This is a genomic window from Ramlibacter sp. 2FC (genome assembly GCF_005503345.1).
In the GTDB taxonomy this organism is placed as follows: Bacteria; Pseudomonadota; Gammaproteobacteria; order Burkholderiales; family Burkholderiaceae_C; genus SCMQ01.
Map to the genome: position 1 here is coordinate 1 of NZ_SCMM01000034.1, position 14,617 is coordinate 14,617.

15 protein-coding genes are annotated in these 14,617 nt (G+C 69.7%); 13 read left to right on the top strand and 2 right to left on the bottom strand.

The genetic code is table 11. The features are described 5' to 3' along the window. A partial coding sequence (locus tag FFS10_RS14930) for an esterase/lipase family protein (protein WP_137895269.1) occupies positions 1-622 on the top strand: 622 nt, incomplete at its 5' end. Positions 623-637: 15 nt separating this feature from the next. On the opposite strand, the gene hppD is transcribed toward FFS10_RS14930, so the two are convergent. Beyond that, complete coding sequence (hppD, locus tag FFS10_RS14935) at positions 638-1,780, bottom strand: 4-hydroxyphenylpyruvate dioxygenase (RefSeq protein WP_137895270.1); 1,143 nt, start codon at positions 1,778-1,780, stop codon at positions 638-640. Between the two features lie 110 nt (positions 1,781-1,890). Between hppD and FFS10_RS14940 the strand changes: the two genes are divergently transcribed. The 9 genes from FFS10_RS14940 to FFS10_RS14980 all read left to right on the top strand — a co-directional run bounded on the left by FFS10_RS14940 (position 1,891) and on the right by FFS10_RS14980 (position 11,269). Then, positions 1,891-2,364, top strand: coding sequence for an Lrp/AsnC family transcriptional regulator (locus FFS10_RS14940; protein WP_137895271.1), 474 nt, complete (start codon positions 1,891-1,893; stop codon positions 2,362-2,364). A 53-nt stretch (positions 2,365-2,417) separates the two neighbouring features. Continuing rightward, positions 2,418-3,119, top strand: a complete 702-nt coding sequence (locus FFS10_RS14945; RefSeq protein WP_137895272.1) for a GNAT family N-acetyltransferase — start codon at positions 2,418-2,420, stop codon at positions 3,117-3,119. A 77-nt stretch (positions 3,120-3,196) separates the two neighbouring features. Then, complete coding sequence (locus tag FFS10_RS14950; RefSeq protein WP_137895273.1) at positions 3,197-4,090, top strand: CorC family transporter; 894 nt, start codon at positions 3,197-3,199, stop codon at positions 4,088-4,090. Continuing rightward, entirely contained in the window at positions 4,090-5,700 is a 1,611-nt protein-coding gene (gene lnt / locus FFS10_RS14955) for an apolipoprotein N-acyltransferase (protein WP_137895274.1), read from the top strand. The genes FFS10_RS14950 and lnt overlap by 1 nt, the downstream gene beginning before the upstream one ends. A gap of 89 nt (positions 5,701-5,789) precedes the next feature. Continuing rightward, positions 5,790-6,779 (top strand): glycine--tRNA ligase subunit alpha, encoded by a 990-nt coding sequence (gene glyQ / locus FFS10_RS14960; protein WP_137895275.1) that lies wholly within the window; start codon positions 5,790-5,792, stop codon positions 6,777-6,779. Positions 6,780-6,800: 21 nt separating this feature from the next. Then, positions 6,801-8,933, top strand: coding sequence for a glycine--tRNA ligase subunit beta (glyS, locus tag FFS10_RS14965; RefSeq protein ID WP_137895276.1), 2,133 nt, complete (start codon positions 6,801-6,803; stop codon positions 8,931-8,933). Between the two features lie 23 nt (positions 8,934-8,956). After that, entirely contained in the window at positions 8,957-9,544 is a 588-nt protein-coding gene (gene gmhB / locus FFS10_RS14970; protein ID WP_137895277.1) for a D-glycero-beta-D-manno-heptose 1,7-bisphosphate 7-phosphatase, read from the top strand. Between the two features lie 43 nt (positions 9,545-9,587). Further along, a complete protein-coding gene (locus FFS10_RS14975; protein ID WP_137895278.1) occupies positions 9,588-10,367 on the top strand; it encodes a lysophospholipid acyltransferase family protein in 780 nt (259 codons plus the stop codon). 14 nt (positions 10,368-10,381) lie between these two features. Continuing rightward, a complete protein-coding gene (locus tag FFS10_RS14980) occupies positions 10,382-11,269 on the top strand; it encodes a M48 family metallopeptidase (protein ID WP_137895279.1) in 888 nt (295 codons plus the stop codon). 16 nt (positions 11,270-11,285) lie between these two features. Here the strand turns inward: FFS10_RS14980 and FFS10_RS14985 are convergent, their stop codons facing one another. Then, positions 11,286-12,359 (bottom strand): MBL fold metallo-hydrolase, encoded by a 1,074-nt coding sequence (locus FFS10_RS14985; protein WP_137895280.1) that lies wholly within the window; start codon positions 12,357-12,359, stop codon positions 11,286-11,288. 130 nt (positions 12,360-12,489) lie between these two features. Here FFS10_RS14985 and FFS10_RS14990 point away from each other — a divergent pair, with 130 nt between their 5' ends. The 3 genes from FFS10_RS14990 to FFS10_RS15000 are packed head-to-tail and all read left to right on the top strand — an operon-like array spanning position 12,490 to position 14,594. Beyond that, on the top strand, positions 12,490-12,900 hold the full coding sequence (locus tag FFS10_RS14990; protein ID WP_137895281.1) for a MerR family transcriptional regulator: 411 nt from the start codon (positions 12,490-12,492) through the stop codon (positions 12,898-12,900). Between the two features lie 43 nt (positions 12,901-12,943). Further along, positions 12,944-13,390, top strand: a complete 447-nt coding sequence (locus FFS10_RS14995; protein WP_137895282.1) for a PaaI family thioesterase — start codon at positions 12,944-12,946, stop codon at positions 13,388-13,390. Between the two features lie 25 nt (positions 13,391-13,415). Next, complete coding sequence (locus FFS10_RS15000) at positions 13,416-14,594, top strand: isovaleryl-CoA dehydrogenase (RefSeq protein WP_137895283.1); 1,179 nt, start codon at positions 13,416-13,418, stop codon at positions 14,592-14,594. Positions 14,595-14,617: the final 23 nt, after the last annotated feature.

The following is a 14,617-nucleotide window of genomic DNA, read 5'->3' on the forward strand; positions in this document are numbered from 1 at the left end:
GTTGCAGGCCGGGCCGGGCGGGGAGGGGCGGCGCGGCGTGGTGCTGGTTCATGGTTTCGCCTGCAACCGCGGGCTGTGGAACCCGTGGCTGCGCCGATTGCGCGCCGAGGGCCGGGTATTCCTCGCGCTCAACCTCGAGCCGGTGTTCGGCAGCATAGACGCCTATGTGACGCAGATCGAGGACGCCGTGGCGCGCGTGAGCGTCGCCACCGGCCTGCCACCCGTGCTGGTCTGCCACAGCATGGGCGGGCTGGCCGCGCGGGCCTGGCTGCGCCTGCCGGGGGCCGAGCGGCGCGTGCACCATGTGGTCACCATCGCCACGCCGCACCGAGGCACCTGGCTGGGCCATTTCAGTGCCGCGGTCAATGCGCGTCAGATGCAGCTGGGCAGCGCCTGGCTGGCCGAGCTGGCGAGCCAGGAACCGCCCGCGCGCGCGGCACGGTTCACCTGCTGGTATTCCGACTGCGACAACGTGGTGCTGCCCTACGCCAGCGCCATGCTGCAGGGTGCGCGCAACCGCCTGGTGCCCGGCCTGCCGCATGTGGCGCTGGCCCTGTGCCCGCAGGTCATCGAGGCCACGCTGGAGGCGATCCGCCAGGATCGCTTCGATGGCGCGGCCTGAGGTGGCCAGGGCCGCTCAGCCTGCCTGCTGCGCCAGCACGCCGCGGCGCATCTGGTCGAGCTCCATGGATTCGAACAAGGCCTTGAAATTGCCTTCGCCGAAGCCCTCGTTGCCCTTGCGCTGGATGAACTCGAAGAAGATCGGGCCCAGCTGGTTCTCGCTGAAGATCTGCAGCAGCAGGGCGCCCGGCTGGCCGTCCACCAGGATGTTGCGCTGCTGCAGCGCGGCCACGTCCTCGCTATGGCCGGGGATGCGCTTGTCGAGCAGCTCGTAGTAGCTGTCGCTGGTGCTCAGCAGCTTGATGCCGTCCAGCTGCAGCGCGTCCACGGTGGCGATCAGGTCGTTCGAGCCCAGTGCGATGTGCTGTATGCCCTCGCCGTGGTAGCGGTCCAGGTACTCCTGGATCTGGCCGGCCTGGTCCTTGCCTTCCTCGTTGATCGGGATGCGGATCCTGCCGCAGGGGCTGGTCATGGCCTTGCTCTTGACGCCCGTCACCTGGCCTTCGAGGTCGAAGTAGCGGATTTCGCGGAAGTTGAAGATGCGCTCGTAGAACTCGGCCCACTCGCCCATGCGGCCGCGGTGCACGTTGTGCGTCAGGTGGTCGATGTAGGTCAGGCCATGGCCCTCGGGGTTCAGGGCCTCGGCGCCGCTGACACCCGGCAGGGGCTCGAAGTCCACGTCGTAGAAGCCGATGTTGCCGATGTCGCCGGGCAGCGCGCTGTTCTTGCCGCGCCAGCGGTCCACCAGGTAGATCAGGCTGTCGCCAATGCCCTTGATGGCCGGGATGTTGAGCTCGCCCGGGCCGGCGTGGCCCGCGTAGCCCCAGGCGCCCAGCGCCAGCGCGCGCTCGTAGGCGGCCTTGGCGTCCTGCACCCGGAAGGCGATCGCGCAGATGCTGGGCCCGTGCAGGCGCGCGAAGCGCTGGGCGAAGGAGTCCGGCTCGGCGTTCAGGATGAAGTTGATGCCGCCCTGGCGGTACAGCGTGACGGCCTTGTGGCGGTGCCTGGCGATGGCGCGAAAGCCCATGCGCTCGAACAGCTGGCCCATGGCGACCGGGTCCGGGGCGGCATATTCGATGAACTCGAAGCCGTCTGTGCCCATGGGGTTCTCCCAGGTGGAGCTGCTGGCGGCGACGGATGGCGGCAGTGATGCGTTCATGGCGGTTCTCGTGAAGTGATGCGCCACTGTAGGGCCGCAGGCCCTCAGTTTTCCTGCAATTTGCGGTGCTTGATTTGCCTTGAGCGCATGAAAACTGCAAAATTTCCAATATGAAGTCATTGGACAAGCTTGATGGGCAGATTCTGCGCATTCTGCAGGCGGACGGACGCGCCACCTACGACCAGATCGCCGAGGCCGTGGGGCTCTCGCCGAGTGCCGTGCTGCGCCGTGTCCGGCAGCTTGAGGCCGCCGGCGTGATCGACCGCTACGTGGCCCTGGTCAAGCCCGAGGCCGTGGGCCTGGGCCTGACCGCCTACATCAACGTGCGGCTGGAGAAGCTCGCCGAAAGCGCCAAGCGCAACCCCATGGACCTGTTTCGCGCCAGCGTGCAGGGCTGGCCCGAGGTCGTCGAGTGCGCGGCCCTGACCGGCGAGATGGATTTCCTGCTGCGCCTGGTGGTGGCCGACATGGCGGCCTATGCGCGTTTCATGATGGACACCCTGCTCAAGCACCCCAGCGTGCAGGACTGCAAGACCAGCTTCGTGATGGACCGGGTCAAGGCGACCACCGCCATGCCGGTCTGACAGCCTGGGGCTTTCACGTGCCGGACTCGGGGAAAACCCGTATATTCCTGTCCATGGGCGACGCCAAGAACCTATTGACCGAGCTGCTGGACGCCGTGCGCGGCTGGTTCCGGCCGCAGGGCACGGCGCCCGCGATCGTGCCGATCCGCGCCATCGGGCCCCGGCACCGCGAACGCATCGCGCGCCACCTGCTCGCGCTCGACGCCCAGGACCGCTACCTGCGCTTCGGCTACCCGGCCACCGACGAGCATATCCGTCGCTACTGCGAGGGTCTGAACTTCGAGCGCGACGAGATCTTCGGCATCTACAACCGGCGCCTGGAGCTCATCGCCATGGCCCACCTGGCGTTCTCGCTCGACCCGCAGTTCGCCTCCTGCGCCGAGTTCGGCGTTTCGGTGCTCAGGAAGGCGCGCGGACGCGGTTACGGGACCCGCCTGTTCGAGCGCGCCGTGGTGCACGCGCGCAACGAGGGCGTGCACATGCTCTTCATCCACGCGCTGAGCGAGAACACGGCCATGCTCAAGATCGCGCGCCATGCCGGCGCCACGGTGGAGCGTGACGGCTCGGAGAGCGAGGCCTACCTCAAGCTGCCCGCGGCCACGCTGGACACGCGCGTGACCGAGCTGGTCGAGGAGCGGCTGGCCGAGCTCGACTACCGGCTCAAGGCCCAGGCCAAGCAGTTCCGCGACTTCCTGGCCGGCGTGCAGGAGGTGCGCCAGGGCGTGCGCGACGCGCGCCACAAGTCGGGCCGCTGAGCCGGCCATGAGCTGTCACGCCAATCCGCTATCCTTGAGGGTCTGTTCAACCACTGCAGGTCCTGCACCCCAAGACCGTGTCCGACCCCCACCCTGCGCGTCACGCCGAACGCGAGGACAAGCGCACCTTTCTGCAAAAGCTGGCCGAGTTCATCCATCCCGGACCGGACTCGACCGATGAGCTGATCGAGACCCTGGCCGAGGCCGAGGACAACCAAATCATCAACGCCGAGAGCCGCGTCATGCTCGAAGGCGTGATCCGCATGGCCGAGATGACCGCGGGCGACGTCATGGTGGCGGCGCCGCGCATGGACCTGATCGACATCGATGCGCCCTTCGACGCGCTGCTGCACCTGGTGATCGAGACCGCGCACTCGCGCTTTCCGGTCTACGAGGGCGACCGCGAGAACGTCATCGGCATCCTGCTGGCCAAGGACCTGCTCAAGCTGCAGCGCGCGCCCGAGCTCAACATACGAGCCCTGCTGCGCCCCGCGGTTTTCGTGCCCGAGAGCAAGGGCCTGAACGACCTGCTGCGCGAGTTCCGCGGCAACCGCAACCACCTGGCCATGGTGATCGACGAGTTCGGCCGCACCGCGGGCCTGATCACGATCGAGGACGTGCTCGAGCAGATCGTCGGCGAGATCGAGGACGAGTTCGACATCGCGGCCGACCAGGGCGACATCTTCGGCCTGGCCGATCAAACCTACCGCGTCAGCGGCGACACGCCGATCGAGCGCGTCAACGAGGCCTTCGGCATCCAGCTGGCCAGCGACCCGGACAGCGCGGGCGACCGCGCCTTCGACACCCACTTCGACACCATAGGCGGCCTGATCGCGCACGCCATGGGCCATGTGCCCCGGCGCGGCGAGCAGCATGTGCAGGCCGGCCTGAAATTCGTCGTGCTGCACACCAAGGGCGGCGCCGTGCGCTGGTTCAAGGTCTCGCCGGCCGGGCAGGGGGCGGACGGCTGATGCGCCTGCGTCGGCGCATCCCCCCTTCGCTCGTGGTGCTGCTGGCCGGCCTGGCGCAGGCCGTCTCGGTGGCGGCGCCCTGGAACGGCCAGCCGCTGTGGTGGCTGCAGCTCCTGAGCCTCACGGCACTGGCCTGGCAGCTCGGCCGCTGCGCCGAGCGCGAGCTGTCCTGGAGCAGCAGCACCTGGCTGGACCTGGACCCGCGCCCCGCCTGGCAGCGCGGCGCCTGGCTGGGCTGGCTGTTCGCCTGCGGCTGGCTGGCCGGCAGCTTCTGGTGGCTGTACATCTCCATGCATACCTACGGCGGCCTGGCGGCGCCGCTGGCGGCGCTGGCCGTGCTGGCCCTGGCGGCCGCGCTGGCGCTCTACTACGGCGCGGCCTGCGCGGCCTTCCTGATGCTGTTCAAGGCGCGCGACCTGGTCGGCCGCAGCGGCGCCGGCCTGGTGTTCGCGGCCCTGTGGACCCTGGCCGAACTGGCGCGCGGCCGCTGGCTGACCGGCTTTCCATGGGGCGCGGGCGGCTATGCCCATGTCGAAGGTCCGCTGGCCGGCTACGCCCCCTGGGTCGGGGTCTACGGCATAGGCGCCGTGGCGGCCTGGATGGCCTGGCAGCTGCCGCAGCTGCCGCAGTCCGGCTGGGGGCGGCGGCTGGCGCTGGCCGCTGTCCTGGGCCTGCCGCTGGCGGCCCAGTACGGCGGGCTGAGCTTCTCCGAACCCGCCGGCCGCCAGGGCGTGGCCCTGTTGCAGGGCAACATCCCGCAGGACGAGAAATTCCAGCCCGGCACCGGCGTGGGCGACGCGCTGCGCTGGTACGGCGAGCAGCTGCGCGTGGCCAGCGCCCCCCTGGTCGTGGCGCCCGAGACCGCCGTGCCCTTGCTGCCGCGCCAGATGCCGCCGGGCTACTGGGCGGCGCTGCAGGCGCGCTACGGCCGCGCCGAGGCCGGTGGCCGGGGCGGCCAGGCCGCCCTGATCGGCGCGCCGCTGGGCGGCGAGGCCGGCAGCGGCTACACCAATTCGGCCGTGGGCCTGCAACCCGGCGCGTCCTCGCCCTACCGCTACGACAAGCACCACCTGGTGCCGTTCGGCGAATTCATCCCGCCCGGATTCCGCTGGTTCACGAGCATGATGAACATCCCGCTGGGCGACTTCGACCGCGGCGCGGTCGGCCAGCGCTCCATGGACTGGGGCGGCCAGCGCCTGGCGCCCAACGTCTGCTACGAGGACCTGTTCGGCGAGGAGCTCGGCGCGCGCTTTGCCGACGGCGCGAGCGCACCTACCGCCATGGTCAACCTCAGCAACATCGCCTGGTTCGGCAACACCGTGGCGATCGACCAGCACCTGCAGATCTCGCGCATGCGCGCCCTGGAATTCGAACGCCCTATGCTGCGCGCCACCAACACCGGTGCCACGGCCATCATCGACCACCGCGGCCGGGTCACGCACAGCCTGCCGCGCCACACCCGCGGCGTGCTGATCGGCGAATACGAGGGCCGCAGCGGCCTCACGCCCTATGCCCGCTGGGTTTCGCGCCTGGGCCTGTGGCCCTTGTGGGGGCTGGCCCTGGCCCTGGTCGCCGCGGCGATGCTGGCGGCGCGCCTGCGGCGCCGCTGAAAGGGCGGCGGCCCCGTAAAATCGACGGTTTGCGCGACCGCCTGGCGCGCCAACCCATTTCCGGGCCCGCCCCCGGGGGCCACGAAGCTATGCTCACGTTCCAACAAATCATCCTCAAGCTGCAGTCCTACTGGGACGCGCAGGGCTGCGCGCTGCTCCAGCCCTACGACATGGAGGTCGGTGCGGGGACCTCGCACACGGCCACCTTCCTGCGCGCCCTGGGCCCCGAGCCCTGGAAGGCCGCCTACGTGCAGCCCAGCCGCCGCCCCAAGGACGGGCGCTACGGCCAGAACCCGAACCGCCTGCAGCATTACTACCAGTACCAGGTGGTGCTCAAGCCCGCGCCCAGCAACATCCTCGAGCTCTACCTCGGCTCGCTTGAGGCGCTGGGCTTCGACTTGAAGAAGAACGACATCCGCTTCGTCGAGGACGACTGGGAGAACCCCACGCTGGGCGCCTGGGGCCTGGGCTGGGAGGTCTGGCTGAACGGCATGGAGGTGACCCAGTTCACCTATTTCCAGCAGGTCGGCGGCATCGACTGTAAGCCCATTACCGGTGAGATCACCTATGGCCTGGAGCGCCTGGCCATGTACCTGCAGGGCGTGGACAACGTCTACAACCTGGTGTGGACCGACACCGGGTCCGCGCCGGGCCGCTCCCAAGCTGACCCAGCCCCCCCGGGGGGCGGCGAGTCACACGCAGTGGGCGAGCGTGGGGGCAAGCTCCTCTACGGCGACGTCTACCACCAGAACGAGGTCGAGCAGTCCACCTACAACTTCGAGCATTCCGACGCCGACTTCCTGTTCACCGCCTTCGGCGCGCACGAGAAGCAGGCCCAGCACCTGATGACGCAGCAGCTGGCGCTGCCGGCCTACGAGCAGGTGCTCAAGGCCGCCCACAGCTTCAACCTGCTGGACGCGCGCGGCGCGATCAGCGTGACCGAGCGCGCCGCCTACATAGGCCGCATCCGCAACCTCGCGCGCAGCGTCGCGCAAAGCTACTACGACAGCCGCGAGCGCCTGGGCTTTCCGATGGCGCCGCGCGAGTGGGTCGCGCAAATCCCCAAGAAGGCGGCCTGAAGGCGAGGGCAGAGCATCACCATGACGACACAAAATCTCCTCGTTGAACTGTTTGTCGAAGAGCTGCCGCCCAAGGCGCTGAAGAAGCTGGGCGAGGCCTTCGCCGGCGCGCTGGCCGATCAGCTGCGCGCCCAGGGCCTGGCTTCGGAAGACTCCCTGGTCACGGCCTACGCCTCGCCGCGCCGCCTGGCCGCCCACGTCAGCCATGTCTGGCTCAAGGCCGCCGACAAGGCCGTGCAGCAAAAACTGATGCCGGTCAGCGTGGGCCTGAACACCGAAGGCCAGGCCACGCCGGCCCTGCTCAAGAAGCTCGCGGCGCTGGGGGCCGATGTTTCCGACCCCGCCGCCGCCGTGGCCGCGCTCAAGCGCGCGCCGGACGGCAAGGCCGAAGCCCTGTTCTACGACAGCCTGGTCACCGGCGCCACGCTGGACACCGGCCTGCAGAAGGCGCTGGACGAGGCAATCCGCCTGCTGCCCATCCCCAAGCTCATGAGCTACCAGCTCGAGAGCGACTGCGAGCTGCCCGGCTGGAGCAGCGTGCATTTCGTGCGCCCGGCGCATGGCCTGGTCGCGCTGCACGGCAGCACCGTGGTGCCGCTCAAGGCGCTGGGCCTGACGGCCGGGCGCAGCACCCAGGGCCACCGCTTCGAGGCCGCCGTCTCGCCGGTGGTGATCGAGCATGCCGACCATTACGCCGAGACCCTGGCGCGGGACGGCGCGGTGATCGCCGGCTTCGAGGCGCGCCGCGCCGAGATCGTGAGCCAGCTGGCCGAGGCCGCTGCGCGGCTAGGCGGTGGCGTGCGCGCCATCGAGGACGAGGCCTTGCTCGACGAGGTCACGGCCCTGGTCGAGCGGCCGAACGTGCTGGTCTGCGAGTTCGAGCCGCAGTTCCTCGAGGTGCCGCAGGAATGCCTGATCCTGACCATGAAGGCCAACCAGAAGTACTTCCCGCTGCTCGACGCGCAGGGCCGGCTGACCCACCGCTTCCTGGTGGTCAGCAACATCCGGCCCGAGGACGCCAGCGCGGTGGTCGGCGGCAACGAGCGCGTGGTGCGCCCGCGCCTGGCCGACGCCAAGTTCTTCTTCGACCAGGACCGCAAGAAGACCCTGGCCTCGCGCGTCGAAGGCCTGTCCCGGGTCGTTTACCACAACAAGCTCGGCAGCCAGGGCGAGCGGGTCGAGCGCGTGCGTGCGATCGCGCGCGCCATCGCCCAGCCGCTGGGCGGCGAGGCGCTGGCCCAGGCCGCCGACACCGCGGCGCAGCTGGCCAAGTCCGACCTGCTAACCGACATGGTCGGCGAGTTCCCTGAGCTGCAGGGCATCATGGGCGGCTACTACGCGCGCCACGACGGCCTGTCCGAGGACATCGCCTTCGCCATCGAGGACCACTACAGGCCGCGCTTCGCCGGCGATGCGCTGCCGCGCAGCGCGGCCGGCGTGGTCGTGGCCCTGGCCGACAAGCTCGAGACCCTGGTCGGCATGTTCGGCATAGGCAACCTGCCCAGCGGCGACAAGGACCCGTTCGCGCTGCGCCGCCATGCGCTCGGCGTGATCCGCATGCTGATCGAGAAGGACCTGCCGCTCGAGCTGGACGGGCTGCTGGCCGGCGCTTGGCCGGTGTTCGGCGAGCGCGTGGTCGACGCACACACCGCGCTGGCCGATTTCATCTACGACCGCCTCGCCGGGGCCTTGCGCGAGCAGGGCTACAGCGCCCAGGAGGTCGACGCGGTGCTGGCCCTGCGCCCGCAGCGCCTGGGCCAAGTGGCCCGGCTGCTGGCCGCGGTGCGCGCCTTCGCCGCCCTGCCCGAGAGCCCGGCCCTGGCCGCGGCCAACAAGCGCATCGCCAACATCCTGCGCAAGGCCGGCGAGGTCGACCCGCATGTGAACCCGCAGCTGCTGCAGGAGCCGGCCGAGCAGAACCTGTACCAGGCCATGCAGCGCTTCGTGCCCGAGGCCAACGCCCAGTTCGAGGCCGGCGACTACACGGCCTCGCTGCAGACCCTGGCGGCGCTGCGCGGCGCGGTCGACGCCTTCTTCGACGACGTGATGGTCAACGCCGAGCAGCTGGACCTGCGCCTGAACCGCCAGGGCCTGCTCAAGAGCCTGCACGAGGCCATGAACCGCGTGGCCGACCTGTCACGCTTGGCCGCCTGATGCCGCAACGAGCCAGCCCCGACATGAAGCTCGTCATCCTGGATCGCAACGGCACCATCAATGCCGAAGGCGACGAATACATCAAGTCGCCCGAGGAGTGGGTGCCGCTGCCGGGCGCACTGGAGGCGATCGCCCGGCTCAACCACGCGGGCTTCCACGTGGTGGTCGCGGCCAACCTGGAGGGCCTGGGCCGCGGCCTGTACGACGTGGCGTCGCTCAATGCCATTCACACGCGCATGCACAAGCTGCTCGCCACGGTCGGCGGGCGCCTCGACGCGGTGTTCTTCTGTCCGCACAGCCCCGACGAGGCCTGCAGCTGCCGCAAGCCGCAGCCCGGCCTGCTCGAGCAGATCGGTGAGCGCTACGGTGTGGACCTGGCGGGAGTGCCGGCCGTGGGCGACAACGCGGACGACGCCCAGGCCGCTGCCGCGGCTGGCTGCGAACCCCACCTGGTGTTGACGGGGCGGTCCGCCGTGCTGCGCGGCCGCCCGCTGCCGCCCGAATTCCCACCCCAGACCCGCGTGCACGCCGACCTGGCGGCCTTCGTCGACCACCTGATCTCGCGCGGCGAGCCGCTCGAGCGCGCGCCGCGCCCCGTGCCGGGGGCCTGAGAGGTGCCCGAGCCTGAACCGCCAACTTGAAAACGTCTAGAACATGCCCCTGATCCGCTCTGTGCTTCACCTGCTCTGGATGGCCGTGACCGTGGTGCCTTGGGCCATCTTCGTGATCCTGGCCTCGCTGTTCGTCAGCTCCACCCGCATGTACTGGATGTGCGTGGGCTGGCTGCGCGTGGCGGTCTCCGGCGGCACGGCGATCCTGGGCATCAAGAACCGCGTCACCGGCTGGGAGAACCTGCCCACCGGCAGCACCGACCCGGCGGTCCTGCTGGTCAAGCACCAGTCGACCTGGGAGACCTTCGTGATGCCGACCCTGATGCCGCACCCGCTGGCCTATGTGTTCAAGAAGGAGCTGCTCTACGTGCCCTTCTTCGGCTGGGCCATGGCGCGCATGGACATGATCCACATCGACCGCAGCCAGCGTGCCAGGGCCTTCCACAAGGTGGTGGCGCAGGGCAAGCGGCTCATGAGCCAGGGTACCTGGGTGATCATGTTCCCCGAGGGCACGCGCATCCCGCGCGGCCAGAAGGGCAGCTACAAGAACGGCGGTACGCGCCTGGCCATCGAGACCGGCGCGCCGGTGATCCCGATCGCCGTGACCTCGGCCAGGTGCTGGCCGCGCAAGGCCTTCATCAAGTACCCGGGCGTGGTCGATATCTCGATCGGCAAGCCGATCCCCAGCGCCGGCCGCCAGTCCGACGAGCTGATGCGCGAGGTCGAGGCCTGGATAGAGTCCGAGATGCACCGCCTCGATCCCGAGGCCTACGCTCAGGCCAGCCCCGCGGCCCCGGCCCGCAGCGAGGCGGCCCAGGGCTGAGCCCCGCGATGTCCATGCGCCGGCTCCTGCAGCTCACGCTGGACCTGTTCGATCCCCCGGCCCCACCGGTCCCACCGGCGGCACCGTCCGCGCCGGCCGAGGCCAGGCCCGGCCCGCCGGCCGAAGCGTTGGCGCCGCTGATCGCGCCGGTGCGCTTCGCGCATCCGCGCGCCAACCGCGAGCTGGCCCTGGCCGAGGCGCGCATCGCCTACGCCTTCCGGCGCGGCCAGCGCCGCACCATAGGCTTTTCGGTCGGCCCCGACGGCCTGGTGGTCAGCGCGCCGCGCTGGACTCCGCTGCCCGAGGTCGAGGCCGCGCTGCGCGAGAAGAGCGGGTGGATCCTGCGCAAGCTCGGCGAGGCGCACGAGCGTCAGCAGAAGCTGGCCATGGCGCGCATCGCCTGGTGCGACGGCGCCACGCTGCCTTATCTGGGCGAGCCGCTGCTGCTGGCGCTGGCGCCGCGCCAGGCCTCGGGGGCCGGCACCCTGGCGCAGGCCGGCGGCCCCGGCCTGCCGCCCACGCTGCAGATCGGCCTGCCGTCCGGCGCCGCGCCCGAGCAGATACGCGACGCCGCCCAGGCCTGGCTGATGCGCCAGGCGCGGCGCCTGTTCACCGAACGGCTCGACCATTTCGCGCCCCAGCTCGGCGTGCAGTGGCGCAAGCTCAGCCTGTCCAATGCCGGCACGCGCTGGGGCAGCGCGCGCTCCGACGGCTCCATCAGGCTCAACTGGCGCCTGGTGCACCTGCGCCTGCCGGTGATCGACTACGTGGTGGCGCACGAGCTGGCCCATTTGCGCGTGATGGACCACAGCCCGCGCTTCTGGGACGCCGTGGGCTCGGTCATGCCCGACTACGCCGAGCGGCGCGGCCAGCTGCGCGAGGCCGTGGTGCCGCCCTGGTGAGGGCCGCAGGATTTCTTCAGTTTGAAAAACGGTAGACGCCGTCGGCGTCCAGCTGGCGCTTGAGCTTGCCGGCGTACCAGAGCGCGTGCAGGTGCGCCACCGACTCGCCCATCGCGAAGGTGGTCTGGTGCAGGTCCAGCGGCCGCTTGAACAGCACCGGCAGCATGTCGTGAGCGCTGCCTGCGCGCGCCTGGCAGGCCTGACGCACCTCGGCCAGGCGGTCGCGGTGGTGCTCGTGCAGCTGGGCGATGCGCCGGTGCAGGCCGGTGAAGGGCTTGCCGTGCGAGGGCAGGGTCAGGGTGTCGGGCGCCAGGGGCAGGAAGCGGTCTATCGAGGCCAGGAACAGGCTCAGCGAGTCGGCCTCGGGCTCGAGCTCGTAAACGCTCACATTGGTAGAGATGCGCGGCAGCACCATGTCGCCGCTGATCAGCAGCTTCAGGTCCTCGCAGTGCAGGGCCATGTGCTCGGGCGCATGGCCATAGCCGGCGATGCAGCGCCAGGCGCGCCCGCCTATGCTCAGCGTCTGGCCGTCCAGCAGGCGGCGGTAGCGCTGCGGCAGGTCCGGCACCAGGTTGGGGTAGTAGCGCGTGCGCCCGCGTATGCTGGCCAAGGCCTCGGGGTCGGTCAGGCCGTGCAGGGCGAAGAAGCGCGCCGCGCCCTCGCCGCCGAAGCCGGTGGTGCTTCGCGCGGCCAGGCAGGCGGCCTGGTAGTCGGTGGCGCTGATCCACAGGCGGCACTCGAATCCATCCCGGCTCCAGCGCTCGCACAGCCAGTGCGCCAGGCCGATGTGGTCCGGGTGCATGTGGGTCACGACCACGCGCAGCACGGGCAGGCCCTCGAGCTCGTTCGCGAAGACCTGCTCCCATTGCGTCTTGGCCTCGTCGCGCGCGATGCAGCAGTCGACCACGGTCCAGCCCGCGCGGCCGTCGATCTCGTCGCGCAGCAGCCAGAGGTTGATGTGGTCCAGCGCGAACGGCAGCGCCATGCGCAGCCATTTGACGCCCGGGGCGATCTCCAGCGCGGCGCCCGGCGCCGGCAGGGTATCGCCCAGGGGGTAGTGCAGTTGGCGTTCCAGTTCGGCAGAGTTCATCGGTCAGGGGGGTGGAGTAGCATGCGGGCCTGAGCTAACGTTTACGTAAACGTCACAGGAAGACCGGACCCATTCTAGGCGTGGCGCCCGCCCGGCGCTGTCACCTGCGCGCACCCCCAACACCCATCCCATGGCTACCACCTACACCATCAGCGACCTGGCCCAGGAGTTCGATCTGACCACGCGCGCCATGCGCTTCTACGAGGACATGGGGCTGCTGCAGCCCGAGCGTTCCGGCCCTGGCGGGCGCAACCGCGTCTACAGCGCGCGCGACCGTACCCGGCTCAAGCTCACGCTGCGCGCCAAGCGCCTGGGCCTGTCGCTGACCGAGGCCAAGGACCTGATCGACATGTACGACAGCCCGCGCGACACCGGGCCGCAGCTCGAGAAGTTCCTGGTCGTGCTGGCCGAGCACCGGCGCCAGCTCGAGGAGCAGATGGCCGACCTGCAGGCCACGCTGGACGAGGTGAAGGTGCACGAGAAGGAGGCCAAGGCCCTGCTGGCGCGCACGGAAAGGCCATCGACCCGCGCGGCGAAATAGCGCATAATTGACGTTTACGTAAACGTCAACTCGATTCCCGCCCATGACAGACGCCACCACCGCCGACAGCGCGCTGTACCAGCGCATCGCCAACAGCTTCGCGCGCCAGGGCATGATGCGCCACCTCGAGGCGCGGCTGCTGCGCGTGGCGCCGGGGCGGGTCGACATCCTGTTGCCATACTCCGACAAGGTGACCCAGCAGCAGGCAGGCTTCCACGGCGGCGCCATGGGCGCGGTGGCCGACATCGCCGCCGGCTACGCGGGCCTGACCCTCGCGCCCGAGGGCATGGAGGTCGTGACCGCCGAATACAAGATCAACTTCCTGGGCAGCTTCCAGGGCGGCGAGCTGCGCGCCAGCGGGCGCGTGGTCAAGGCCGGCAAGCGCCTGATCATCACCACGGCCGAGGTCGTGCACCTGGACGCGGATGGCAAGGCCTCGCCCTGCGCCCTGATGCAGCAGACCCTGATGCCCGTGCCCCAGACCTATTGATCCAGCCCCTTTCCGGAGACATGCCATGAACCTGCCAGGACTCAACTTTCAGCTCGGCGAGGACATCGACGCGCTGCGCGACGCGGTGCGCGAATTCGCTCAAGGCCAGATCGCCCCGCGCGCGGCCGAGATCGACCGCAACGACCAGTTCCCCATGGACCTGTGGCGCAAGATGGGCGAGCTCGGCGTGCTCGGCATCACCGTGCCCGAGGCCTACGGCGGCGCCAACATGGGCTATCTTGCGCACATGATCGCGATGGAGGAGATCTCGCGCGCCTCGGCCAGCGTGGGCCTGTCCTACGGCGCGCACAGCAACCTCTGCGTGAACCAGATCAAGCGCAACGGCAACGAGGCGCAAAGGCAGAAGTACCTGCCCAAGCTGATCTCGGGCGAGCATGTGGGTGCGCTGGCCATGAGCGAGCCCGGCGCCGGCTCCGACGTGCTCAGCATGAAGCTCAAGGCCGAAGACAAGGGCGGCTACTACCTGCTCAACGGCAGCAAGATGTGGATCACCAACGGCCCCGACGCTGACACGCTCGTGGTTTACGCCAAGACCGAGCCCGAGCTTGGCGCGCGCGGCGTCACCGCCTTCCTGATCGAGAAGGGCATGAAGGGCTTTTCCATCGCGCAGAAGCTCGACAAGCTGGGCATGCGCGGCAGCCACACCGGCGAGCTGGTGTTCCAGAACGTCGAGGTGCCGGCCGAGAACATCCTGGGCGGCCTGAACCAGGGCGCCAAGGTGCTGATGAGCGGCCTGGACTACGAGCGCGCCGTGCTGACCGGCGGGCCCCTGGGCATCATGCAGGCGGTGATGGACAACGTCGTGCCCTACATCCACGACCGCAAGCAGTTCGGCCAGAGCATAGGCGAGTTCCAGCTGATCCAGGGCAAGGTCGCAGACATGTACACCGTGCTGCAGGCGGCGCGCAGCTTTGCCTACACCGTGGCCAAGAACCTGGACCTGCTGGGCGCCGAGCATGTGCGCCAGGTGCGCAAGGACTGCGCCTCGGTGATCCTCTGGACCGCCGAGAAGGCGACCTGGATGGCCGGCGAGGGCGTGCAGATCTACGGCGGCAACGGCTACATCAACGAGTACCCGCTGGGCCGCCTGTGGCGCGACGCCAAGCTCTACGAGATCGGCGCCGGCACCAGCGAGATCCGCCGCATGCTGATAGGCCGCGAGCTGTTCGCCGAGACCGCCTGACCTCGGGGGCGCCGAGGCTATGT